This is a genomic window from Pseudomonas hydrolytica (genome assembly GCF_021495345.1).
Classification (GTDB): Bacteria; Pseudomonadota; Gammaproteobacteria; order Pseudomonadales; family Pseudomonadaceae; genus Aquipseudomonas; species Aquipseudomonas hydrolytica.
Genome location: NZ_CP099397.1, coordinates 1000032 through 1024359, shown reverse-complemented (window position 1 = coordinate 1024359; position 24328 = coordinate 1000032). Strand labels below are relative to the sequence as shown.

At 64.3% G+C, this 24328-nt stretch carries 24 protein-coding genes; 7 read left to right on the top strand and 17 right to left on the bottom strand.

The window, feature by feature from the left end; translation table 11 throughout:
• Positions 1-18: 18 nt before the first annotated feature.
• Both rpsI and rplM read right to left on the bottom strand, forming a co-directional pair.
• Complete coding sequence (rpsI, locus tag L1F06_RS04635) at positions 19-411, bottom strand: 30S ribosomal protein S9 (RefSeq protein ID WP_003242948.1); 393 nt, start codon at positions 409-411, stop codon at positions 19-21.
• Positions 412-425: 14 nt separating this feature from the next.
• Entirely contained in the window at positions 426-854 is a 429-nt protein-coding gene (rplM, locus tag L1F06_RS04630; protein WP_003242947.1) for a 50S ribosomal protein L13, read from the bottom strand.
• Between the two features lie 248 nt (positions 855-1102).
• On the opposite strand from rplM, the gene L1F06_RS04625 reads away from it, so the two are divergent.
• Positions 1103-2140 carry an NADP(H)-dependent aldo-keto reductase gene (locus tag L1F06_RS04625; protein ID WP_129482917.1) on the top strand — a complete coding sequence of 346 codons (1038 nt, stop codon included), beginning with the start codon at positions 1103-1105 and terminating at the stop codon, positions 2138-2140.
• Here L1F06_RS04625 and nfi read toward each other — a convergent pair.
• Both nfi and L1F06_RS04615 read right to left on the bottom strand, forming a co-directional pair.
• Positions 2137-2850 carry a deoxyribonuclease V gene (nfi, locus tag L1F06_RS04620; protein WP_129482916.1) on the bottom strand — a complete coding sequence of 238 codons (714 nt, stop codon included), beginning with the start codon at positions 2848-2850 and terminating at the stop codon, positions 2137-2139. The genes L1F06_RS04625 and nfi overlap by 4 nt on opposite strands.
• A 71-nt stretch (positions 2851-2921) precedes the next feature.
• Positions 2922-4061, bottom strand: a complete 1140-nt coding sequence (locus L1F06_RS04615; protein WP_129482915.1) for an acyl-CoA dehydrogenase family protein — start codon at positions 4059-4061, stop codon at positions 2922-2924.
• Positions 4062-4203: 142 nt separating this feature from the next.
• Here L1F06_RS04615 and L1F06_RS04610 point away from each other — a divergent pair, with 142 nt between their 5' ends.
• Positions 4204-5211 carry a GlxA family transcriptional regulator gene (locus tag L1F06_RS04610; RefSeq protein WP_003242939.1) on the top strand — a complete coding sequence of 336 codons (1008 nt, stop codon included), beginning with the start codon at positions 4204-4206 and terminating at the stop codon, positions 5209-5211.
• A 128-nt stretch (positions 5212-5339) separates the two neighbouring features.
• Entirely contained in the window at positions 5340-6302 is a 963-nt protein-coding gene (locus L1F06_RS04605) for a hypothetical protein (RefSeq protein ID WP_129482914.1), read from the top strand.
• A 166-nt stretch (positions 6303-6468) separates the two neighbouring features.
• On the opposite strand, the gene zapE is transcribed toward L1F06_RS04605, so the two are convergent.
• From zapE to L1F06_RS04590, 3 genes are all read right to left on the bottom strand, one after another.
• Positions 6469-7563, bottom strand: a complete 1095-nt coding sequence (gene zapE / locus L1F06_RS04600; protein ID WP_129482913.1) for a cell division protein ZapE — start codon at positions 7561-7563, stop codon at positions 6469-6471.
• 98 nt (positions 7564-7661) lie between these two features.
• Positions 7662-9008, bottom strand: a complete 1347-nt coding sequence (locus L1F06_RS04595) for a tryptophan--tRNA ligase (protein WP_003242934.1) — start codon at positions 9006-9008, stop codon at positions 7662-7664.
• Positions 9009-9142: 134 nt separating this feature from the next.
• Entirely contained in the window at positions 9143-9772 is a 630-nt protein-coding gene (locus L1F06_RS04590; protein WP_129482912.1) for an alpha/beta hydrolase, read from the bottom strand.
• Between the two features lie 131 nt (positions 9773-9903).
• On the opposite strand from L1F06_RS04590, the gene L1F06_RS04585 reads away from it, so the two are divergent.
• On the top strand, positions 9904-10335 hold the full coding sequence (locus L1F06_RS04585; RefSeq protein ID WP_003242931.1) for a Z-ring associated ZapG family protein: 432 nt from the start codon (positions 9904-9906) through the stop codon (positions 10333-10335).
• 129 nt (positions 10336-10464) lie between these two features.
• Here the strand turns inward: L1F06_RS04585 and cysN are convergent, their stop codons facing one another.
• The 3 genes from cysN to L1F06_RS04570 all read right to left on the bottom strand — a co-directional run bounded on the left by cysN (position 10465) and on the right by L1F06_RS04570 (position 14181).
• Entirely contained in the window at positions 10465-12360 is a 1896-nt protein-coding gene (gene cysN, locus L1F06_RS04580) for a sulfate adenylyltransferase subunit CysN (RefSeq protein ID WP_129482911.1), read from the bottom strand.
• A 12-nt stretch (positions 12361-12372) separates the two neighbouring features.
• Entirely contained in the window at positions 12373-13290 is a 918-nt protein-coding gene (gene cysD, locus L1F06_RS04575) for a sulfate adenylyltransferase subunit CysD (RefSeq protein ID WP_003242927.1), read from the bottom strand.
• Positions 13291-13422: 132 nt separating this feature from the next.
• Entirely contained in the window at positions 13423-14181 is a 759-nt protein-coding gene (locus tag L1F06_RS04570; protein WP_003242926.1) for a Nif3-like dinuclear metal center hexameric protein, read from the bottom strand.
• A 111-nt stretch (positions 14182-14292) separates the two neighbouring features.
• On the opposite strand from L1F06_RS04570, the gene algW reads away from it, so the two are divergent.
• From algW to L1F06_RS04555, 3 genes are all read left to right on the top strand, one after another.
• Complete coding sequence (gene algW, locus L1F06_RS04565; RefSeq protein WP_011921011.1) at positions 14293-15435, top strand: Do family serine endopeptidase AlgW; 1143 nt, start codon at positions 14293-14295, stop codon at positions 15433-15435.
• A 134-nt stretch (positions 15436-15569) separates the two neighbouring features.
• On the top strand, positions 15570-17600 hold the full coding sequence (locus L1F06_RS04560) for a TonB-dependent siderophore receptor (protein ID WP_435301315.1): 2031 nt from the start codon (positions 15570-15572) through the stop codon (positions 17598-17600).
• Between the two features lie 13 nt (positions 17601-17613).
• On the top strand, positions 17614-18333 hold the full coding sequence (locus L1F06_RS04555) for a DUF4198 domain-containing protein (RefSeq protein ID WP_129482909.1): 720 nt from the start codon (positions 17614-17616) through the stop codon (positions 18331-18333).
• A 67-nt stretch (positions 18334-18400) separates the two neighbouring features.
• Here the strand turns inward: L1F06_RS04555 and hisC are convergent, their stop codons facing one another.
• The 7 genes from hisC to L1F06_RS04520 form a co-directional block, all read right to left on the bottom strand.
• On the bottom strand, positions 18401-19453 hold the full coding sequence (hisC, locus tag L1F06_RS04550; RefSeq protein ID WP_129482908.1) for a histidinol-phosphate transaminase: 1053 nt from the start codon (positions 19451-19453) through the stop codon (positions 18401-18403).
• Between the two features lie 130 nt (positions 19454-19583).
• Positions 19584-20894: a histidinol dehydrogenase gene (gene hisD / locus L1F06_RS04545; protein WP_003242916.1), complete on the bottom strand. Its 1311-nt coding sequence runs from the start codon at positions 20892-20894 to the stop codon at positions 19584-19586.
• A gap of 123 nt (positions 20895-21017) precedes the next feature.
• Entirely contained in the window at positions 21018-21653 is a 636-nt protein-coding gene (gene hisG / locus L1F06_RS04540; RefSeq protein ID WP_003242914.1) for an ATP phosphoribosyltransferase, read from the bottom strand.
• A gap of 63 nt (positions 21654-21716) precedes the next feature.
• Positions 21717-22982, bottom strand: a complete 1266-nt coding sequence (murA, locus tag L1F06_RS04535) for a UDP-N-acetylglucosamine 1-carboxyvinyltransferase (RefSeq protein ID WP_003242912.1) — start codon at positions 22980-22982, stop codon at positions 21717-21719.
• 22 nt (positions 22983-23004) lie between these two features.
• Positions 23005-23244: a BolA family protein gene (locus L1F06_RS04530; RefSeq protein WP_003242910.1), complete on the bottom strand. Its 240-nt coding sequence runs from the start codon at positions 23242-23244 to the stop codon at positions 23005-23007.
• Between the two features lie 144 nt (positions 23245-23388).
• Positions 23389-23694 carry an STAS domain-containing protein gene (locus tag L1F06_RS04525; RefSeq protein WP_129482907.1) on the bottom strand — a complete coding sequence of 102 codons (306 nt, stop codon included), beginning with the start codon at positions 23692-23694 and terminating at the stop codon, positions 23389-23391.
• A complete protein-coding gene (locus L1F06_RS04520) occupies positions 23691-24323 on the bottom strand; it encodes an MlaC/ttg2D family ABC transporter substrate-binding protein (protein WP_129482906.1) in 633 nt (210 codons plus the stop codon). The genes L1F06_RS04525 and L1F06_RS04520 overlap by 4 nt, the downstream gene beginning before the upstream one ends.
• Positions 24324-24328: the final 5 nt, after the last annotated feature.

The window sequence follows — 24328 nt, the reverse complement described above, 5'->3', positions numbered from 1 at the left end:
TTCGAAAGCGCCAGCGAATTAACGCTTGGAGTACTGCGGACGCTTACGCGCCTTGCGCAGACCAACTTTCTTACGCTCGACTTCACGGGCGTCGCGAGTCACGTAACCGGCCTTACGCAGCGGGCTGCGCAGGGTCTCGTCGTACTCGATCAGAGCGCGGGTGATGCCGTGACGGATGGCACCGGCCTGACCGCTGACACCGCCGCCGATAACGGTAACGTAGATGTCGAACTTCTCGGTGGTCTCGGTCAGCTCCAGCGGCTGACGCACGACCATGCGAGCGGTCTCGCGGCCGAAGAAGGTATCCAGGCTGCGATTGTTGATGGAGATGTTACCGGTGCCCGGACGCAGGAATACGCGCGCGGTTGCGGTCTTGCGACGGCCAGTGCCGTAGTTTTGAGTCGCCGACATAATGAACTATTCCGTTAAATCTTCAGTTCTTGGGGCTGCTGAGCGGTGTGCGGGTGAGCGGCACCCTTGTACACCTTCAGCTTACGGTACATGTCGCGACCCAGCGGGTTCTTCGGCAGCATGCCTTTGACCGCGGTCTCGATCACGCGCTCAGGAGCACGAGCGATCAGCTTCTCGAAGTTGATCTCTTTGATGCCGCCCGGGAAACCGGAGTGGGAGTAGTACTTCTTGTCGCTGGCTTTGGCACCAGTTACACGCACCTGCTCGGCGTTGATGACGACGATGTAGTCACCGGTGTCAACGTGCGGGGTGTACTCAGGCTTGTGCTTGCCACGCAGACGGCTCGCGATTTCGGTGGCCAGACGACCCAGGGTCTGACCAGCAGCATCAACGACGAACCAATCGCGTTTTACTGTTTCCGGTTTAGCAGTAAAAGTTTTCATTCTTTATAGCCTCAGGGGCCGCCCAGCAAAAAATAGACGGCGGATCTTACTGGATAGTGCGTACTTTGACAAGTCAAAGGCAGCCGCATACGGACGCTATCGGGGGCTCGGGTCAGCGCGTCCACAATACGGCAAGATTCTTCGGCAGGCGGCGCATCACTTCCACCGCAGAAAGAGGTGCCGGATTATCCTGATTGCGAAAAAAATTTCAACCTGCTTGTATGACTCTTTTGCCAAGGGAGTGCTCCATGGAATACCGCAAGCTAGGCCGAACCGATCTCGATGTCAGCGCACTGTGCCTGGGCACCATGACCTGGGGCGAGCAAAACAGCGAGAGCGAAGGCCACGCCCAGATCGAACGGGCCAAGGCCAGCGGCATCAACTTCATCGACACCGCCGAGATGTATCCGGTGCCGCCGCGCGCCGAAACCTACAGCAGGACCGAGCAGATCATCGGCAGCTACTTCAAGCGGCATGGCGACCGCGCCGACTGGATTCTGGCGAGCAAGATCGCAGGCCCCGGCAACGGCATCAGCCACATCCGCGACGGCCAGCTCAAATTCAACCGCGAGCACATCGTCGCCGCACTGGATGCCAGCCTCAAGCGCCTGCAGACTGACTGGATCGATCTGTACCAGCTGCACTGGCCGGAACGCCCGACCAATTTCTTCGGCCAGCTTGGCTACCAGCATCGCGACGCGGACTTCACGCCACTGGAAGAAACCCTGGAAGTGCTGGACGAGCAGGTCAAGGCAGGCAAGATTCGCCACATCGGCCTGTCCAACGAAACGCCGTGGGGCACCATGAAGTTCCTGCAACTGGCCGAGAGCCGCGGCTGGCCACGCGCAGTATCGATCCAGAACCCCTACAACCTGCTCAACCGCAGCTTCGAGGTGGGCCTGGCAGAGGTGGCGATTCGCGAACAGTGCGGCCTGCTGGCCTATTCACCGCTGGCATTCGGCATGCTCAGCGGTAAATACGAGGGCGGTGCACGCCCGGCCGGTGCACGCATCAGCCTGTTCAGCCGCTTCGCCCGCTACACCAACCCGCAGGCCGAAGCAGCCTGTTCGCGCTACGTCGCCCTGGCCCGCGAGCATGGCCTGGATCCGGCGCAGATGGCGCTGGCTTTCGTCACCGCGCAGCCCTTCGTGACCAGCAACATCATCGGCGCCACCAGCCTGGAGCAACTGGACAGCAACCTGGCCAGCGCCGAGCTGAAGCTGTCCGAGGAAGTGCTCGCCGGCATCGAGGCGATTCACAAGGCACAGCCCAACCCCGCGCCCTAAAAAAGAGAGGACTGATCGCTCCTGGTATCGCGTCGCGATGCCAGGCGATCGGCCAGCCGGGTCGGTTCAGGCAGGCGGTGACGCCTGACGCACGCCATCACCAGCTCGGGCGCCCGCTCTAGACTGACCCGATTGCCCGGCGAAACGATCAGCGGCCGCACGCGATCCTTGCTGCGCAGCACCCAGCCGATCTGCTCGCCTCTCCTGCTCAGCAGCTCGACCCGCGCTCCACGCGTCTCGGCCAGCTCGGCGTGATGCCCGGTCAGGATCTTCTTGGCCACGCCAATGGTTGCAAAGCCGCTGACCACCCCCAGGTGCGCGGCGATGCCCAAGCCGCGCGGGTGGGCGATACCGTGCCCGTCGACGAAGATCAGATCCGGCTCCTGCGGCAAGCCGGCCAATGCCTGCAGCAGGGCCGGCAATTCGCGAAAGGACAGCAGCCCAGGTACGTAGGGCATGCTGGTGGGAATGCGGACCACGCATTCGGCCAGCGGCTGCAGCGTATCGGCATCGAGCAGGACCGCGGCCGCCCGGGTGATGCTGCCGCCCTCCTCGAACCCAACGTCCACGCCCGCCAGGCGCCGCAGCGGCGGGTAGTCGTCCTCCAGGCGCACTCGCCTGGCCAGGTGCGTCTGCAGCTCACGGGCAGCCGCCGGGCTGCCGTCCCAATCCGGGAACGGGGACGCGGCCAGATCGCTCAATCGGCTCATGAAGTTCTCCAGACATTTCTGCCTTGGAGCCGCGGGGCAACGTCCGAGTTCGCCCCGCGGGGCGCTCCCGATCACACCAACGAGCGGGAAATGATCTCCTTCATGATCTCGTTGGTTCCGGCATAGATGCGCTGCACCCGCGCGTCGGCCCAGGCGCGTGCGATCGGATACTCCCACATGAAGCCGTAGCCGCCGTGCAGCTGCACGCATTCGTCGAGCACCTTGCACTGCAGATCGGTGGTCCAGTACTTGAGCATCGCCGCAGTCGGCACGTCGAGTTTGCCCTGCAGGTGCAGCTCCAGGCAGCGGTCGATGAATACCCGCCCAACCTGGATTTCGGTGGCCATCTCGGCGAGCTTGAAGCGGGTGTTCTGGAAGTCCGCCACGACCTTGCCGAATGCCTTGCGCTCGCGGGTGTAGTCCAGCGTCCACTGCAGCGCCGCCTCGGCCGAGGCCAGTGCGCCGACGCCGACGGTCAGACGTTCCTGCGGCAGCTCCTGCATCAGGTAGGCGAAGCCCATGCCCGCCTGGCCCAGCAGGTTTTCCTTGGGTACGCGCACGTCCTGGAAGAACAGCTCGGAGGTGTCCTGGGCCTTCATGCCGACCTTCTCCAGGCGCTTGCCCTTGGAGAAACCTGGGGTGTTGGCCTCCACCAGGAACAGGCTGGTGCCCTTGGCACCGGCCTTGGGGTCGGTCTTGGCCACGACGATCACCAGATCGGCCAGCCAGCCGTTGGTAATGAAGGTCTTCGAGCCATTGATCACGTATTCGTCGCCATCGAGCACCGCGGTGGTCTTCACGCCCTGCAGGTCGGAGCCGGCGCCCGGCTCGGTCATGGCGATGGCGGTGACCATCTCGCCGCTCACCAGCTTGGGCAGGTAATGCTGCTTCTGTGCCTCGCTACCGTAATGCAGGATGTAGGGCGCGACGATGTCCGAGTGCAGCGAGAAACCGATGCCGGTCAGCCCCAGGCGACCGATCTCCTCGATCACCACGGTGCTGTAGAGGAAATCGGCGGCCATGCCGCCGTACTCCTCGGGAATGTGCGAACAGAGCAGGCCAGCCTCGCCTGCCTTGTTCCACAGCGCGCGATCGACATGGCCATCCTTCTCCCACTGCGCATGGAAGGGCACGGCTTGCTGTTCGAGAAACTTGCGCACGCTGTCGCGAAACAGTTCATGGTCGGAGCTGAATATCGTTCTGGGGATCATGGCCTCACCTGCATCTGTCACTGCGTGAAAAGTGGCCTCGACTTTAGCCAAGCAAACGCTTGGTCACACTGGACACATGCGCCAAAAAATAAGACGATCCAGCCGCAGCATGACCACTTAGCCTTTAAAAAGAAGAACAATCATGGTGATCTCCCCGCCGCGTGCGGCTCTGCATCGCGTCAGCATTCTCGCCACCGACGGCGTGTTCGCCTCCACTCTGATGCAGGCCAAGGACTTCTTCCACATGGCCGGCATCCGTTACGCCAAGCAGCAGGGGCTTGGCCATGAGCCGCCCTTCGAGATTCGCCTGGTCAGCCCGGATGGCCAGCCGGTGAACAGCTTCAGCAAGGTGCAGGTTCCCGTGGATGGGAGCCTGGAAGCCTGCGACGTGATCATCCTGCCGGCCTTCTGGGACGATTTCGATGCACTCAGCCGCCGCTACCCGCAGGTGCTGGACTGGCTCAGACGCCAGCATGCGGCCGGTACGGCGATCTGCGGCGAAGCCAGCGGGGTGTTCTGGATGGCCGAGGCCGGCCTGCTCGACGGCAAGGAAGCGACCACCTACTGGCGCTTCTTCGGCGAATTCGCCCAGCGCTTCCCCAAGGTGCTGCTCAACCAGGACAAGCACCTGTCCGATGCCGACAACCTGTATTGCGCCGGCGGCGTCACCTCGGCCTGCGACCTCTACATCTACCTGATCGAACGCTACTGCGGCGCCAGCGTGGCCCAGGGCGTGGCCCGCGACATCCTCTACGAGGTGCAGCGCAGCTACACACCCGGACGCATCGGTTTCGGCGGGCAGAAACTGCATCAGGACGTCACCGTGCTGCAGATCCAGCAGTGGCTGGAGGAGCACTACGCCGACAAGTTCCGCTTCGAGGACGTGGCCCGTGAACACGGCATGAGCATCCGCAACTTCATGCGCCGCTTCCAGGGCGCCACGGGCGACAAGCCGCTGCACTACCTGCAGCGCCTGCGCATCGAAACCGCCAAGAGCCTGCTCTCCTCCACCCGCAAGAGCATCAAGACCATCAGCTACGAGGTCGGCTACGACGACGCCAGTTTCTTCGCCCGCCTGTTCCGCCAGCACACCGAGCTGTCGCCCAACCAGTACCGCCGCCAGTTTCAGCACAAGGACAACCCGGGCTGAGCGCGTCACGCCGCACGACGGCATCCGCCGCCAGCCGGCAAAGCGCCAGCCCACCCTTGGTTAGGTTGGCGCATCCCCTGAGCGCCCTATGATCGGGAGGCGACCATAACAACAACAGGTTCATCGCCATGCGCCGTCTACTGATTGCCCTGCTTGCCACCTGCAGCCTCAGCGCTGCCGCGGCCGACAACTGGAAACCCTTCCCGCTCGACCAGAGCGCCTACGACTACAGCGGCGACAAGCTGCGTCAGGCCTGGCCGCAGCTGACCCGCGGCTTCGGCGACTATCCCTTCCCCGACGCCGACTGGGTGGTGAACATGGCCACCCGCCATCCGCAGGCGCTGGAGAAGACCGTGGCAGCCGGCACCGGCTTTACCGGCCAGCCGGAAGAGGCCGATATCTATGCCCAGAAACTGCAGGACGTCTGGCGCCTGATGTTCCGCGGCGATTTCGCCCAGGCCAAGGAACAGGGTCTGGCGCTCGGCGTCGGCGGCCAGGTCCCGGCCATGTTCGCCCAGGTCATCTACGCCATGTTCCTGGTACCGGACCAGGCCGAGAAGCATCGCCTGCTGGAAGAAGTGATTGCCTATACCGACGAAGCCGGCGAACTGGTGCAAGCCGATACCGTCGCGCAGTTCGGCCGCGTCTACGCCAAGGCGCGCCTGGGCGAGGAACTGTCGGTGCCGGTGGTACTCAAGCGCGGCTATACCACGCAGATTCCCAACGAGCTCAAGGCTCTGCTGGCCAAGCAGCCGCAGCAGCCGTTCGCCCTGGCGCTGTATGGTGGTTATGAAGCGGGAGTGATCCGCAAGGTGGGCAAGCTGGTGGGCAAGATGACCTACGGGGTCAGCGCCGACAACATGGAGAAGTACTTCCAGCGCAGCTTCCAGGCCCGCGACGACCTGCCCATCGGCCATTACGAGTACGCCAACGCCCTGACCTACGTGTACGGCGACGATCAGGAGGACAAGGTGATCACCCACCTCGAGCGCGCCGCAGCGATCAAGCCGATCAATGCCATGGAGGCCCTGGAAGTGGCGCACGCGCAGAAGATGCTGGCGCAGTATCGGCAGAAGCTGGCGAAGAATTGAACGGTGACCGGCGTAGGGTGCGCCGTGCGCACCAACAAACAGGCGCCGACGTAGGGCCTTGATAAGGGGCTTTTGGTGCGTGCGGCGCACCCTAGGTGAAGCACGCACCACCCAGGACACAAAAAAGGCGACCTCTCGGGTCGCCTTTTTCGTGGTTCGGCAGTTGTCAGGGCCGGTGCGGGCGCGAGAGGAACTCGTGCGACTGCATTTCCAGCAGGCGGCTCAGGGTGCGCTGGAATTCGAAGCTCAGGCGGCCACCGGTATACAGGTCCTTGAGCTCCACCTCGGCGGAGATGATCAGCTTGACGTTGCGGTCGTAGAACTCGTCCACCAGGTTGATGAAGCGCCGCGCCATGTCTTCCTTGGCCACGCCCATCTGTTCGACATTGGCCAGGATCACCGCATGGAAGATCTTGCCCAGCTCGATGTAGTCGTTCTGGCTGCGTGGGCCATCGCACAGCTCGCGGAACTCGAACCAGGCCACGTCTTCGCAGACCCGCACGGCGTTGATGGCGCGGTTCTCGATCATCAGCGCCTCGTTCTCGACCATGTGCGTGCAGTCCGGCAGCAGGCTGCGGAAGCTCTTCATCAGGCTGGCATCGGCCTCGGCATCCAGCGGGAAGTGGAACAGCTCGGCCTGCTCCAGCGCCCGCAGACGATAGTCCACACCGCTGTCGACATTGACGATGTCGGTGTGCTCCTTGAGCAGGGCGATGGCCGGCAGGAAGCGCGCACGCTGCAGGCCGTCCTTGTACAGGCCGTCCGGCACGATGTTGGAGGTGGCCACCAGCGATACGCCGTTCTTGAACAGTTCTTCGAGCAGGGTGGCCAGGATCATGGCGTCGGTAATGTCGCTGACGAAGAACTCGTCGAAGCAGATCACCCGCGCCTCGTCGGCGAAGCGCTTGCCGATGATGGTCAACGGGTTCTTCTCACCCTTGAGGGTCTTCATCTCCTCATGCACACGCTTCATGAAGCGGTGGAAGTGGGTGCGCATCTTCTGCTCGAACGGCAGCGCATCGAAGAAGGTATCGACCAGGTAGGTCTTGCCGCGCCCTACGCCGCCCCAGAAGTACAGCCCCTTGACCGGCCCTTGCGGTTTCTTGCCGAACAGCTTGCTCATCAGGCCGGACTTGCCCTGATCGCGCGCGATCAGGTCGTCGTACAGACGCTGCAGGTGACGAACGGCGTTTTCCTGGGCCGCATCATGGAAGAAGTCGGGCCGTTTGAGATCGGCCTGATAACGCTCTAAGGGGGTCATGATTCGTTAGCCGGGCAAGTAAAAACGGGGGCGTCACTTTAGCGACGCCCCCGTTGGTTGGCAATCATGGCCGTAGCCCGGATTGCATCCGGGCTACTTCACTCCTGCGGCGCCAGCGCCTCACGCAGACGGGTGATGGCCGCTTCCAGCGCCTGACCATCGGCGAATTCGGGGCTGCTGGCCACGTTCTCGCCATCGATCCACACCGAGAACGCCAGGCCTTCGGCACGCACATCCAGCGGCTCGCCGGATTGCAGGCGCTTGTTGATCATGCCGGCCGACTTGCCATCGGCGAAGGATTTCGACAGCAGCAGTTGCTCACCATCGGCGTCCAGCAGGCGGAAGCGGAAGCTGCCGTCGTCGTCGCGGAAGCTGACGAAGCGTGCACTCTTGCTGGCTTTCTTCTTCTCGCCGGTAGCCACCTGCACCTGCTCGCGGAACGAGCGCAGGCCCACCGCCTCGCGCAGCTCACCGAGGAAAGGCGTGGCGATCTTGCGCGCCTTGGCAGCGCCGGCGAGGAGGATGTCCTCCAGATCGGCCGGCCGGGCGATCAGCGCGTTGTAGCGCTCGCGTGCCTCGCCCAGGGTGTCTTCGAGCAACTGATACAGGCGGTTCTTCGCCTCGCCCCAGGCCAGCCCGCCTTCCAGCTCGGCACGGAACTCGGCCTGCTGCGCCGGAGTGGCGAAAGCCTGGTACAGGGTGAACAGGTGCGAACCTTCGGCGTCCTTGGGTTCACCCGGCAGCCTGGAGTCGGTGACGATGCGCGCCACGGCGTCCTTGAGCTGCTTGGCGCTGCCGAACAGCGGGATGGTGTTGTCGTAGCTCTTGCTCATCTTGCGTCCATCGAGTCCCGGCAGCGTGGCCACCTCTTCCTCGATCACCACCTCGGGCAGCACGAACAGGTCCTTGCCCTTGCCAAACAGGTGGTTGAAACGCTGGCCGATGTCGCGAGCCATTTCCACATGCTGGATCTGATCACGACCGACCGGCACCTTCTGCGCGTTGAACATCAGGATGTCCGCCGCCATCAGCACCGGGTAGCTGAACAGGCCCATGGTCACGCCGGCATCCGGGTCCTCGCCCTGCTCAAGGTTCTTGTCTACCGAGGCCTTGTAGGCGTGGGCGCGGTTGAGCAGGCCCTTGCCGGCGACACAGGTCAGCAGCCAGCACAGTTCGGGAATCTCGGGAATGTCGGACTGGCGGTAGAAGGTCGCCTTGTCGGTGTCCAGGCCCAGGGCCAGCCAGGTCGCGGCGATTTCCAGACGCGAGCGCTGGATGCGCGCCGGGTCGTCGCACTTGATCAGCGCGTGATAGTCGGCGAGGAAATAGAACGAGTCCATCTGCGGGTCGCGGCTGGCCGCGATGGCCGGGCGAATGGCGCCGGCGTAGTTGCCCAGGTGCGGCGTGCCGGTGGTGGTGATACCGGTAAGGATACGGGTGGTCATGTCAGATTCGCTTTGCTTGAACTATTCGCTGATCGCGCGAGCCGAGGCCGCGGGACGCCTTGAATGCCAGATTGATCGTAGGGTGCGCCGTGCGCACCAGCTTTGTGGTGCGCACGGCGCACCCTACGCCAAGCTCACAGACGCGGCAGAAGGAGGTCCTTCAGATCGGTCAGCTTGCCATGAAAGAAGTGGCCGCATTCTGCCACTTTCAGCAGCTCATGGGCACGTCCGAGGTGAGCCGACCAGTCGTAGACCGCCTGCGGTTCGACCACTTCATCGGCATCGGGCTGGATCAGCACCAGCGGGCACTGGCTTGCAGGCGGCGTGTCGGCCGTCAGCCGGTGCACTGCCGGTGCCACCATAAACAGCTTGCTCGGCACCTGGCCGCGCACCTCCAGGCGTGCCCCCAGCGCAGCGGCGACGAAGCCTCCGAAGGAAAAGCCCAGCAGGGTAATCGGCAAATGCGGATACTTGTCCTGCAGCCACGCCGCCACGGCTTCGGCGTCATCCACCTCGCCCGTGCCCATGTCGTGAGCCCCGGCACTGGCACCAACGCCGCGGTAATTGAAACGCAATGTGTGATAGCCGCAGTCGCGCGCGGTGCGCTGCAGGGTGGACACCACCTTGTTGAGCATGGTGCCGCCCTGCACCGGGTTGGGGTGGCATATCAGGGCTACGCCACGGGCTTCGGGCACTTCGAGCAAAAGGGCTTCGAGCTGCCCCACCGGGCCGGCGATGGAAAGGGGGGTTTCGCGACTGAGCAACACTGAACTCCGTGACCCCGTACCGGGTCGACTCGTCTAGCAAACTGCCTGTGCGGCAAAGCGGCATGACCGTATACAGCACAGGCTCGAGCCGCTAACGTAAAGCAAAGCCGTTTTGAGAGGAAGGACTCGTGGAACAGACACTTGCAGCCTGGTTGATACCCGCCCTGACCCTGGTGGTCGGCATCGCCGTGGGCTTTCTGCTCGCCCGCCTGGCCCCCAATGCCGCACCGGGCCGTACCCAGCGGCAGATGGATGAAATGCAGGCTCGCTTCGAGGCCTACCAGAACGAAGTGGTGACCCACTTCAACACCACCGCCAGCCTGGTGAAGAAACTCACCCAGAGCTACCAGGACGTGCAGGAGCATCTGTCCGACGGCGCCAACCGCCTGGCTCTGGACGAGCTGACCCGTCAGCGCCTGCTGGCCACGCTCAACAGCACCGAAGCCGGCGAGAAGCGCGAGCGCCTGACCCCGCCGAAGAACTATGAGATGCCCAAGGACTATGCGCCCAAGAGCGACGGCCCCGGCATGCTGGACGAGAGCTACGGTCTGAAGAAGTAACCCGTCAGCCAGAAACACCGAGCCCCGCCATTGCGGGGCTTTTTGTTGGGCAAAGTTCGCCCCTACGGCCGCTGCCAGGAATGAAAAAGCCCCGCACGAGGGCGGGGCTTTTCGTTCAGCGCAAGAGCGTCAGATCGCGCCGCGGATACGCAGCAGATCCAGTACTGCCTTGACGCCCTCCTCGACCGACTGCGTCTGGGTGTCGATCACCAGATCGGCATCCAGCGGCACGTCGTAGGGGAAGCCCTCGCCCGGGATGTTGTCGCCACCGGCGGCGTACAGGCCCTGCGGGTCGCGTTCACGGCAAACCTGCGGCGAGGCCTGCACGTACACGGTAACCAGGCGTTCGCCGCCGATCAGCACCTTGGCCTGCTCGCGACCTTCGGCATCCGGGGCGACGAAGGCGGCCAGGGCGATCATCCCGGCCTCGTTGAACTGACGCGCCACATGCGCGGCGCGGCGCCAGTTCTCGGCGCGGCCGGCGCGGTCCTGCGGCAGGCCCTTGTTCAGGTCATGACGCAGGTTCTGCCCGTCGAGCACGTATACCGCACGGCCCATGTCGAACAGCTTGCGTTCCACGGCATAGGCCAGGGTGCTCTTGCCGGCGCCGGACAGGCCGCTGAACAGCACGGTGGCCGGCTGCTGGCCGAAGCGCGCGGCGCGCTCCTCGGTCGATACGTGGGCCAGACGACCGTGCTGGCCGCCACCCTGCGCCACCGGGTCGGCGATGATCATGCCGGCGCCGACGGTGCCGTTGGTCAGGCGGTCGATGACGATAAAGGCACCGGTGGTGCGGTTGTACTCGTAACCATCCAGGGCAATCGGCGCATCCAGGGCGACCTTGACCCGGCCGATCTCGTTGAGCTTCAGCTCGCTGGCCGCGCCCTGCTCCAGGGTGTTCACGTCGACGCGGTGAACGATGCTGGGGATCGAGCCCGGCACATAGCTGGTGGCACGCTTGATGTCGTATTTCTTGCCCGGCAGCATCGGCTCTTCGCCCATCCACACCAGCATGGCCTCGAAGCTGTCGGTGACCTGCGGACGATTGTCGGCATGCACCAGCATGTCGCCGCGCGACACGTCGATCTCGTCTTCCAGGGTCAGGGTGATGGCCTGGCCCGGACCGGCGTGCTCCAGCTCGCCCTCGAAGGTGACGATGGACTTGACCCGGCTGGTCTTGCCCGACGGCAGCGCCATCACTTCGTCGCCCTTGCGCACGATGCCGCTGGCCAGGGTGCCGGCGAAGCCGCGGAAGTTCAGGTTGGGACGGTTGACGTACTGCACCGGGAAGCGCAGGTCGTCGAAGTTGCGATCGCCCGCCACTTCCACGGTCTCGAGGATTTCCATCAGCGACTGGCCGTCGTACCAGGGCGAGCGCTCGGACTTGTTGACCACGTTATCGCCCTTGAGCGCCGACATCGGCACGAAGTGCAGCGTGCTCGGCTTGAGCGCGATGCCTTCGGCGAACTTCAGGTAATCGGCCTTGATCTGCTCGAACACAGCCTGGTCGAAGCCCTTGAGGTCCATCTTGTTGACCGCGACGACGATATGCTTGATGCCCAGCAGGGAGGCGATGAAGCTGTGGCGCTTGGTCTGGGTCTGCACGCCGTAACGGGCGTCGATCAGGATGATCGCCAGGTCGCAGGTGGACGCGCCGGTGGCCATGTTGCGGGTGTACTGCTCATGGCCGGGAGTGTCGGCGATGATGAACTTGCGCTTGGCGGTGCTGAAGTAGCGGTAGGCCACGTCGATGGTGATGCCCTGCTCGCGCTCGGCCTGCAGGCCGTCGACCAGCAGCGCCAGGTCGATGTCGTCGCCGGTGGTGCCGACCTTCTTCGAGTCGCGGCTGATGGCCTCCAGATGGTCCTCATAGATCATTTTGGAGTCGTGCAGCAGGCGCCCGATCAGGGTGCTCTTGCCGTCGTCGACGTTGCCGCAGGTGAGGAAGCGCAGCAGCTCCTTGCGTTCGTGCTGGGCCAGGTAGGCGAGGATGTCCTCGCTGATCAGATCAGACTGGTGACTCATGATGAGGAATCCTTAGAAGTAGCCCTGGCGTTTCTTTTCTTCCATCGAACCGGCGGCGTCGTGGTCGATGACCCGGCCCTGGCGTTCGCTGGTCTTGGTCAGGAGCATTTCCTGGATGATGTCCGGCAGGGTCGCCGCGGTGGACTCCACCGCGCCGGTCAGCGGGTAGCAGCCCAGGGTACGGAAGCGCACCATCTTCTTGTGGATGCTGGCCTTCTGCTCGGGTGTCAGGTAGTTGAGGATGCGCTCGTCATCGATCATCACCAGCGTGCCGTTGAGCTCCACGACTTCGCGCTCGGCGGCGAAGTACAGCGGCACGATCGGGATCTGCTCCAGGTAGATGTATTGCCAGATGTCCAGCTCGGTCCAGTTCGACAGCGGGAAGACGCGGATCGACTCGCCCTTCTTGACCTTGCCGTTGTACACGTTCCACAGCTCGGGGCGCTGGTTCTTCGGGTCCCAGCGGTGCTTGCTGTCGCGGAAGGAGTACACACGCTCCTTGGCGCGGGATTTCTCCTCGTCGCGGCGCGCGCCACCGAAGGCGGCGTCGAAGCCGTACTTGTCCAGCGCCTGCTTGAGGCCTTCGGTCTTCATCACGTCGGTGTGCTTGGCACTGCCGTAGGTGAAGGGATTCATGTCCTGCGCCACACCATCGGGGTTGATGTGGGTGATCAGCTCCAGGCCCATCTCGCTGACCATCTTTTCGCGGAAGCGGTACATTTCCTGGAACTTCCAGCGGGTATCGACGTGCAGCACCGGGAACGGCAGCTTGCCAGGGAAGAACGCCTTGCGTGCCAGATGCAGCATCACGGCGGAGTCCTTACCGATGGAATAGAGCATCACCGGGTTGTCGAATTCGGCGGCCACTTCACGAATGATGTGGATACTCTCCGCCTCCAGCTGCTTCAGGTGGGTCAGTTTATCGAGCATGGCTACTCACGGTTTGCTGTAATGGGGCCGGCGGGCCGTGGACGAGCGCGCACTCTACCACAGCATCTGCTTATACTCAGGGCGCCGGTTAGACCGAAAAGATCTAGCGTTATAGCTGCACGAAAGTCCGAATCAGACCGGATTCGGGCAGTCGATGAACAGGTGTTCCAGGGCGAAACGCCGCGCCAGATAATCGCCCAGCGCCTGCACGCCGTAGCGCTCGGTGGCGTGATGGCCGGCGGCAATGAAGCTCACGCCATTCTCGCGCGCGCTGTGGAAGGTCTGCTCGGAGGCTTCACCGGTCAGGTATAGATCGACACCGGCGGCGATCGCCTGATCGATATAGCCCTGCCCGCCCCCCGTACACCAGCCGACCCGGCGGATCAGGCCTTCGCCTTCGACCAACAGCGGCTCGCGCCCCAGCACCTGCTGCACGTGACGGGCGAAATCGACGGCGCTCATCGGCTCCTCCAAAGAACCCACGAGGCCTACCGTGCGCGGATTGTCCGGCTCCAGCGGGCCTTCGACGACGATGCCGAGCTGACGCGCCAGTTGCACGTTGTTGCCCACCTCGGGGTGCACGTCCAGTGGCAGGTGATAGGCCAGCAGGCTGATGTCATGGGCCAGCAGCGCTTTCAGACGACGCTGCTTCATGCCGGTGACGCAGGGGTTCTCGCCCTTCCAGAAGTAGCCGTGATGCACCAGCAACACGTCGGCTTCGGCCTCGATCGCCGCCTCGATCAGCGCCTGGCTGGCGGTGACGCCGCTGACGATGCGCAGCACCTGCGGCCGCCCCTCGACCTGCAGGCCATTGGGGCAGTAATCGCTGATGCGTGACGCGTTGAGCAGCTGGTCGGCTTCGCCAACCAGGGTAGACAGGGCAATGGCCATGAAAGATCCTCACAAGCTGTTGCGAGCCGCTGCCTAATTGGCGAGCTCCTCACTATAATGCGCCACCTTAAAGGGCCGCCTTTGGCCCTCGCAACCCTCAGGATGCTCTCGATGCCCCAGGCCCTGCGTTTTCTCGGATGGCCCCTGCTGGTCGGCGTGCTGCTCGCGCTGCTGCTGATCCAGCGCTACCCGCAATGGGTAGGTCTGCCAAGCCAGGACGTGCAACTGGTGCAGGCGCCGCTGTACAGCCGCCTGCAGGAGGGCCCGGTGTCCTATGCCGAAGCCGTGGATACCGCCTCACCGGCAGTAGCCAACCTGTACACCACCAAGCTGGTGAGCAAACCGGCGCATCCGCTGTTCGAAGACCCCACCTTCCGCCGCTTCTTCGGCGACAACCTGCCACGCCAGCAGCGCATGGAATCGAGCCTGGGCTCGGCAGTGCTGATGAGCAAGGAAGGCTATCTGCTGACCAACAATCATGTGGTCAGCGGCGCCGACCAGATCATCGTGGCCCTCAAGGACGGCCGTGAAACCCTGGCCCGAGTGATCGGCAACGACCCGGAAACCGACCTGGCGGTACTGAAGATCGACCTGCCCGATCTGCCGGCGATCACCCTGGGGCGCTCCGACAGCATCCGCATCGGCGATGTCACCCTGGCCATCGGCAACCCCTTCGGCGTCGGCCAGACGGTGACCATGGGCATCATCAGCGCCACCGGCCGCAACCAGCTGGGCCTCAACACCTACGAGGACTTCATCCAGACCGACGCGGCGATCAACCCGGGCAACTCGGGCGGCGCGCTGGTGGACGCCCACGGCAACCTGGTGGGCATCAACACCGCGATCTTCTCCAAGTCGGGTGGCTCGCAGGGCATCGGCTTCGCCATTCCGGTCAAGCTGGCACTGGAGGTGATGCGCGCGATCATCGAGCACGGCCAGGTGATCCGCGGCTATCTGGGCGTCGAGGTACAGCCGCTGACGCCCGAACTGGCGGAATCCTTCGGCCTGGAAGGACGCCCCGGCATCGTCGTCGCCGGCGTCTATCGTGACGGCCCGGCGCAGAAGGCCGGACTGCAGCCCGGCGACCTGATCCTCAGCATCGATGGCGAACCGGCCAGCGACGGCCGCCGCTCGATGAATCAGGTGGCGCGCACCAAGCCGGGCGACAAGATCCGCATCGAGGTGATGCGCAACGGCAAGTCGCTCACCCTGACCGCAGAAGTCGGCATCCGCCCTCCCATCAACGGCAACTGACAGGTTCTATTTTTCACCTGGGAACTTTTCTCGATAACATTTAATGTTATGTTATTACATCAAATGTCATCGACTGGAGTTCCCCCTTGCGCGCCGTTCCCGCCCTGCTCGCCAGCCTGCTAGTGCCTTGCGCTCTGGCTGGAGAATCCCCCGCACAGCTGGAAGACAGCATCATCAGCGCCAGCCCGGAGCTGGCCGACGGCCCGGTACAGGGCTATCGCGCCACGCGTTCGGCCAGCGCCACCCGCACCGACACGCCGATCAACGAGATTCCCCAGGCCATCAGCGTGGTGCCGGCTCAGGTGCTAGAAGACCTCGGCAGCAGCCGTATCGACCGAGCCCTGGACTTCGCCGGCGGCGTGTCTCGACAGAACAACTTCGGCGGCCTGGCCTTCCTCAACTACAGCGTGCGCGGCTTCACCACCGGCGAGCTGTACCGCAACGGCTTCGCCATCAACCGCGGCAGCTACAGCTCACCGGACGCCTCGGCCATCGAGCGCCTGGAAGTGCTCAAGGGCCCGGCAGCCGCCCTGTACGGCCGTGGCGATCCGGGCGGGCTGGTCAACATCGTCACCAAGCGCCCGCAACAGGAAGCCTTCACCCAGTTCAAGGCCAGCGCCGGACGCTGGGATCGCTACCGCAGCAGCCTCGACGTCAATACCCCGCTGAACGACGAGGGCACGCTGCTCTCGCGCGTCAACCTGGCGGTGGAGGACAACGGCAGCTTCCGCGATCACGTCGGCAATCAGCGGCAGATCGTCAACCCGAGCCTGAGCTGGCAGCTGTCGCCGGACACCCTGCTGATGATCGACAGCGAGTTCTCGCGCACCGATTCGGTGTTCGACCGCGGCATTCCCGCCGTTGACGGCAAGATGGGGGCCGTCAAGCGTTCGACCTTCCTCGGCGAACCCAACGACGGCGAGATCCGCAACGACAACCAGCTACTGCAGGTGAGCCTGGAACACTTTCTCAGCGATGCCTGGAAGCTGCGCCTGGCCAGCCATTACAGCCAGGGCACCCTGGACGGCAACAGCTCCGAGCCGTCGCGACTGATCGGCGACCAGGTCACGCGCTTCTACCGCGAGCGCAGCTTCGAGTGGAACGACAGCATCACCCAGGCCGAGCTGCACGGCCAGTTCGAGCTGGCCGGCTGGCAGCACCAGACGCTGCTGGGCCTGGAGTACGAGAACTACCGCAACAGCCAGAAGTACCCGCAGAGCGTCACCGGTCTGGGCTACGGCCAGAACATCTACAACCCGATCTATGGCCAGCCCAAGCCGCCCCTGGTCAATCCCAACGACTTCCACGAACACACGGAAAGCTACGCCCTCAACCTGCAGGACCAGATCACCTTCAGCGAACGCTGGAGCGGCCTGCTCGGCGTGCGTCTGGAGCGTTTCGAGCAGACCGCGCGCAACCGCAGCACGCGGGTCAGCAACGAGCAGACCAAGGAGGTCGCCACCCCGCGTGCCGGCGTGCTCTACCAGCTGACGCCGGAAGTCGGCGTGTTCGCCAACGCCTCGATGTCGTTCAAGCCCAACACCATCGGTGCCCAGGGGCAGGTGTTCAAGCCGGAGAAGGGCCTCGGCTACGAGACCGGCCTGAAACTCGACCTGTTCGACAGCCGCCTCGGCGCCACCGTGGCGCTGTTCCATATCGAGAAGGAAAACGTGCTGACCGCCGACCCGAACAATCCCGGCGACAGCATCGCCGCCGGCAAGGCCCGCAGCCAGGGCCTGGATCTGCAGGTCAGCGGCCAGCTCACCGATGCCCTACGGGTGATCGGCGCCTATGCCTACATCGACGCCGAGGTGACCAAGGACAACAGTATCCCCGAGGGTAGCGATCTGCTCGGCATCGCCCGCAACAGCGCCAGCCTGATGGGCGTCTACCAGTTCCAGGGCGGCTCGCTGCAGGGCTCGGAATTCGGCGCCGCAGTCAACTACGTCGGCGACCGTTCCGGGCAGACCGGCAGCAACTTCGAGCTGCCGGCCTACACCACGGTCGATCTGCTGGCCCGCTGGCAGGCCACCAAGGACCTGAGCCTGGGCCTGAACCTCAACAACCTGTTCGATCGCAAGTACTACGAGCGCTCGTTCAACAGCGTCTGGGTAATGCCCGGCGATCCCCGCAACCTCAGCGTCAACCTGACCCTCAACCTGTGAATTGGAGATATTCATGCGCATTCCCGCCTGCCTGCTGCTCGCCGGCCTGTTCGCCAGCAGCGGCGCCCTCGCCCACGGCCTGTGGACCGAAGAGCGTCGCGGCAACATCGAAGTGGTCTACGGCCATGGCGCCGAGGACGACGCCTTCAAGCCGGAGAAGATCAGCGGCTCCTGGGCCTATGACACCGCCGGCAAGATGATTCCGGTGACCGTCGAGCGCCTGGCCGACCATGCCCGCCTGCAACCCTTGAAGAAACCCGCCGTACTCGGCGTGGCACTGGACAACGGCGCCTGGTCGAAGACCCCGGACGGCCAGTGGATCAACCAGGGCCGCAGCCAGGTGCCGAACTCGACCCAGTCGCTGCACACCTACAAGTACAGCCTGGCGATCTACGCCGAAGACGCCAAGCTGCCTGCGCTGGAGCCGCTGAAGATGGTCATAGTGCCGGAAACCGACCCGCTCAAGGTCGGCCCGGGCAAGCCGCTGCCAGTGCGCGTGCTGGTGGACGGCAAGCCGATGGCAGGCGTCGAGCTGGTCGGTGACTATCGTGGCGCGCCGCACCAGGTCAGCGCGGTAACCGATGCCGAGGGCCGTGCCCAGGTCACGGTGCGCAACGAGGCGCTGAACATCATCAGCGCCTCGGTCTACGTACCGGTGGAAAACGACCCGAATATCGAGAGCCGTGGTCTGTTCACCTCGCTGACCTTCCTTGGCCAGCCGCACCACGAATAAGCCCCTCGGTGCCATGAAAAAAGCCGGTGACGCTGACGCGCCACCGGCTTTTTTCAGCCCGCCTGGATCAAAGACCTTGCAGGGCATCCAGCAGGGCCTGGTTCTGCTCCGGCGTGCCGATGGTGATACGCAGGAACTGGGCGATGCGCGGCTGCTTGAAGTGGCGCACGATCACGCCCTGCTCGCGCAGACCGGCCGCCAGGGTGGCGGCATCCTTGCCCGGGTGACGAGCGAAGACGAAGTTGGCGGCCGACGGCAACACCTCGAAACCCAGCCCCTGCAGCCCGGCGACCACCGCCTCGCGACTGGCGATCACCTGCTTGCAGGTCTGCTCGAAATACTCGCGATCGGCGAACGCCGCCGCTGCGCCGGCGATGGCCATGCGATCGAGCGGATAGGAGTTGAAGCTGTTCTTGATCCGCTCCAGCGCCTCGATCAGGTCCGGGTGACCAACCGCGATACCGACGCGCAGACCGGCCAGCGAACGCGACTTGGACAGGGTCTGGGTGACCAGCAGATTCGGGTACTTGTCGACCAGGGCGATGGCGCTCTGGCCGCCGAAGTCGATATAGGCTTCATCCACCAGCACCACCGAATCCGGGCTGTCCTGCAGCAGACGCTCGACGGCCTCGAGTGGCAGCAGGCAGCCGGTCGGCGCGTTGGGATTGGGGAAGATGATGCCGCCATTGGGCCGGGCATAGTCCTCGACACGGATCTGGAAATTTTCGTCCAGCGCCAGCGCCTCGAACTCGATGCCATACAGGCCGCAGTAGACCGGGTAGAAGCTGTAGGTGACATCCGGGAACAGCAGCGGCTTGTCATGCTGGAACAGGCCATGGAAGGCGTGCGCCAGCACCTCGTCGGAGCCGTTGCCGACGAACACCTGCGCCGTGCTCACGCCGTAGTAGTCGGCCACGGCCTGTTTCAGCCGGTCGCCGTTGGGGTCCGGGTACAGGCGCAGGTCGTCGTTCAGCTCGGCCTGCATCGCCGCGATGGCCTTGGGCGACGGGCCGTAGGGGTTCTCGTTGGTATTGAGCTTGACCAGCTTGCTCAGCTTGGGCTGCTCACCCGGCACATAGGGCACCAGGTCCTTGACGAAGGGGCTCCAGAACTTGCTCATCTGCCCTTCTCTCCTCGAAATGCGTTGCATGGGCGATGGATATCGCTTCGTGCAACCTGCGAAGCGTGATCCCGTAGGGTGCGCCGTGCGCACCAAAACATTCACAAGGTGCGCGCGGCGCACCCTACCCTCAGGGCTTGATGCGGTACTCGGCGCTGCGAGCGTGCGCGGTCAGCGACTCGCCACGGGCCAGCACCGAGGCGCTCTTGCCCAGCTCCGATGCACCGTCCGGCGAGCAGAAGATGATCGACGAGCGCTTCTGGAAGTCGTACACCCCCAGCGGCGAGGAAAAGCGCGCGGTGCCGGAAGTCGGCAGCACGTGATTGGGGCCGGCCACGTAGTCGCCCAAGGCCTCCGCGGTGTAGCGACCCATGAAGATCGCGCCGGCGTGACGGATCTCGGGCAGCCAGGCTTCCGGATCGGCCACCGACAGCTCCAGGTGCTCGGGGGCGATGCGGTTGGCCACCTCGATGGCCTGGGCCATGTCGGCCACCTGAATCAGCGCACCACGGCCTTCCAGCGAGGTGCGGATGATCTCGGCACGCTCCATGGTCGGCAGCAGGTTGGCGATACTTGCGGCAACGCGGTCGAGGAAGGCAGCGTCCGGGCTGACCAGGATCGACTGGGCGTCCTCGTCGTGCTCGGCCTGGGAGAACAGGTCCATGGCGATCCAGTCCGGATCGGTCTGGCCATCGCACACCACCAGAATTTCAGAAGGCCCAGCAATCATGTCGATGCCCACCTTGCCGAACACGTGGCGCTTGGCGGTGGCCACGTAGATGTTGCCTGGGCCGACGATCTTGTCCACCGGCGGCACGCTCTCGGTGCCATAGGCCAGCGCCGCCACGGCCTGGGCCCCACCGATGGTGAACACGCGGTCGACGCCGGCGATGGCGGCGGCAGCCAGGACGATCTCGTTGATCTCGCCGCGCGGGGTCGGCACCACCATGACCACCTCGGGCACGCCGGCGACCTTGGCCGGGATGGCGTTCATCAATACCGAGGATGGATAGGAAGCCTTGCCGCCCGGCACGTACAGACCGGCGCGATCCAGCGGCGTGACCTTCTGCCCCAGCACGGTGCCGTCGGCCTCGCTGTAGCGCCAGGAATCCTGCTTCTGCTTCTCGTGGTAGCTGCGCACGCGCTCGGCGGCGACTTCCAGCGCCTGGCGCTGTGCGGGGGAAATACGTTCGAGGGCCAGTTCCAGACGCTCGCGCGGCAGGATCAGGTCGGCCATGGAGGCGACCTCCAGGCCATCGAAACGCTGGGTGTATTCGACCAGCGCGGCATCGCCACGCTCGCGCACGGCCTGGATGATTTCCAGCACACGCTGATTGACGCCATCGTCGGAGACGCTTTCCCAGCTCAGCAGATGATCCAGGTGTCGGGCGAAGTCCTGGTCAGCGGCGTTGAGTCGACGAACGGCAATGGGAGCGGTCATGGCAAAGCCTCGTGTAATGGCAAATCTCAGGCGCCGCTAGAGTAGCAAGCCCACCGTGCGGGCACCCAAGAAAAATGGCTATGACACGGATAGGCTGCCGCGACCAGAAGTCGCGGAAAGGAGTCAGCCTTGGTGTCGCGCCTCGACCGCGCCACGCAGGGTTTCGATCAGCGCCTGGATGCGGCCGTGCTGCATCTTCATCGAAGCCTTGTTGACGATCAGGCGCGAGCTGATGGTGGCGATCAGCTCCTGCGGTTCCAGGCCGTTGGCGCGCAGGGTGTTGCCGGTGTCGACCACGTCGATGATCTTGTCGGCCAGGCCCACCAGCGGCGCCAGTTCCATCGAGCCGTAGAGCTTGATGATGTCGACCTGACGGCCCTGCTCGGCGTAGTAGCGCTTGGCGACATTGACGAACTTGGTGGCTACGCGCAGGCGCCCCTTGGGCTCCGGCGCGCCGACCTTGCCGGCGGTCATCAGCTTGCACTTGGCGATCTGCAGATCCAGTGGCTCGTACAGGCCCTGCCCGCCGTATTCCATCAGCACATCCTTGCCGGCCACGCCGAGGTCGGCCGCGCCATGCTCGACATAGGTCGGCACGTCGGTGGCACGCACGATCAACAGGCGCACGTCATCCTGAGTGGTCGGGATGATCAGCTTGCGGCTCTTGTCCGGATTCTCGGTCGGCTCGATGCCCGCCGCTGCCAGCAGCGGCAGGGTGTCGTCGAGGATACGGCCTTTGGACAGGGCGATGGTCAGCATGAAACGGTTTCCTTGAGCGGAAGCGGCCGCTCCGACAGGGAGCGGCCCTACGACAACGGAGGCTTAGCCCGGTACGCGGCGGATCTTGGCGCCGAGAAGTTGCAGCTTCTCCTCGATGCACTCGTAACCGCGGTCGATGTGGTAGATGCGGTCGATCAGGGTATCGCCCTCGGCCATCAGCGCCGCCAGTACCAGGCTGGCCGACGCGCGCAGGTCGGTGGCCATGACCGGTGCGCCCTTGAGCTTCTCGACGCCGGTGACGATGGCGGTGTTGCCCTCGACCAGAATGTTGGCGCCCATGCGCAGCATCTCGTAGACGTGCATAAAGCGATTTTCAAAGACGGTTTCGATCACCGTACCGGTGCCTTCGGCCACGGCATTGAGGGCGATGAACTGCGCCTGCATGTCGGTAGGGAACGCCGGATACGGAGCGGTGCGCAGGTTGACGGCCTTGGGACGCTTGCCCTTCATGTCCAGCTCGATCCAGTCCGGACCGGTGGTGATCTCGGCGCCGGCTTCCTGCAGCTTGGCCAGCACGGCCTCCAGGGTCGACGGATCGGCGTCCTTGACCTTGACCCGACCGCCGGTGACGGCAGCGGCCACCAGGTAGGTGCCGGTTTCGATACGGTCGGGCATCACGTTGAAACGCGCGCCGTGCAGGCGCTCGACGCCATCGATGATGATGGTGTCGGTGCCGGCGCCCTGGATCTTCGCCCCCATGGCGATCAGACAGTTGGCCAGGTCGACCACCTCGGGCTCACGAGCGGCGTTTTCCAGCACGCTGCGGCCCTTGGCCAGGGTCGCGGCCATCATGATGTTCTCGGTGCCGGTCACGCTGACCACGTCGAAGAAGAAATGCGCACCGCGCAGGCCGCCCTCGGGCGCCTTGGCCTTGATGTAGCCGCCTTCCACGTCGATCTGCGCGCCCATGGCCTCGAGACCGCGGATGTGCAGGTCGACCGGACGCGAACCGATGGCGCAACCGCCGGGCAGGGCCACTTCGGCCTCGCCGAAGCGCGCGACCATGGGGCCGAGCACCAGGATCGAGGCACGCATGGTCTTCACCAGCTCGTAGGGCGCCACCAAGGTCTTGATCGAGCGTGCATCGACTTCCACGGACAGCTTCTCGTCGATCACCGGCTCGACGCCCATGCGACCGAACAACTCGATCATGGTGGTGATGTCGTGCAGGTGCGGCAGGTTGCAGATGGTGACGGGCTCGTCGCCCAGCAGGGTCGCTGCGAGAATCGGCAGGGCGGAGTTCTTCGCCCCGGAAATGCGGATTTCGCCATCGAGGCGAACGCCGCCGGTAATGATCAGTTTGTCCATAGGAATCTCGTCGCCCGCAGGCTCAGGAACGCGCGGCCCAATCGGCCTGGCTGAAGAATTTCATGGTCACGGCATGGATGCTGCCATTGGCGATCCAGGCGTTGAGGTGGGCATAGATCTGTTGCTGACGCTTGACCGGGCTGAGGGCGGCCAGCTCGTCGCTGATCAGGTTGAGCTGGAAGTTGCAGCCTTCGCCTTCCACTTCCACCTGGGTATTCGGGAGTTTTTCCTCTAGGAGGCTTTTTACTTCTGCAGCCTGCATGCTCGACCTCGACTGACGCATTCGGGCACCTGAGCCCGCGGGTCGGCCATCATACAAAAAAGCCTCCCGCCTGCGAACCCCGCATGCAGCGCTGCTGACGGAACGACGGCAGTGCGCCGCGCATGCCTCGCACCCGCGGCACCGCTACTCCAGCGGCAACAACTCCAGCAGCTCGCTGACCTGAGCGATCTGCCGCATGTCCTCCGGCAGGCCGGTGATCACCAGCTCGCGCCCGGCCTTGCGCGCATCGCGGACGAATGCCAGCAGCAGGGCCAGACCGACGCTGCTGGACTTCTCAACCGCGCCGCAGTCGAGCGACAGACGCGCCGCACTGCTGGCGGCGATCCGGCGCGCGCCCTGCTCGCGCAGCAGCGGGCCGGTGCTGTAGTCGAGCACGCCGGAAAGCTGCAGCTGCCCCGGCGCGCTTTCGCTGATGCTCGCCTGACTCACGACTCGCCCCGTGCCTGACGCGCCCTGGCGACGGTGTCGGCCCAGGTGTCGATGACCTTGTCCAGGTCGTTGCGGTTGTTCTGCATCGACTGGGCGAACTGATCACGGAACAGCTTGCCGACGTTGATGCCGTTGATGATCACGTTGCGCAGCTTCCAGGTCCCGTCCATCGCCACCATGGTGTAGGACAGCGGATAGACCGCGCCCTTGGCATCACGGATCTCCATGCCCACCGAGGTGCGCTCGGCATCCTGCTTGCCGCCGGCCGGCAGCACGCGGATGTCCTGGTTGTCATACTCGAGCAGGGCGTTGCCGTAGAACTGCATCAGGCTGCGCTTGAAATTCTCCTGAAAGCGGCTCATCTGCTCCGGCGAGGCCTGGCGCGAATAGCGCACGGTCATCACCCCACGGGAGATGCCGTCGACATCCACCACCGGGCCGAGAATCTGGTTGAGCGAATCGTAGAAGGCAGCGGGATTGCTGCGGTACTGCTCCTTGTTGGCCTTGAGATCGGCCAGCAGGGTGTCGGTGGTCTGCTGCACCACCTCATGGGCGCTCGGCGCAGCCAGCGCCAGCAGCGGCATGGCGGCCAGCAACGCGAACAGGGAATTACGCAAGGTCTTGAGCATCTGGG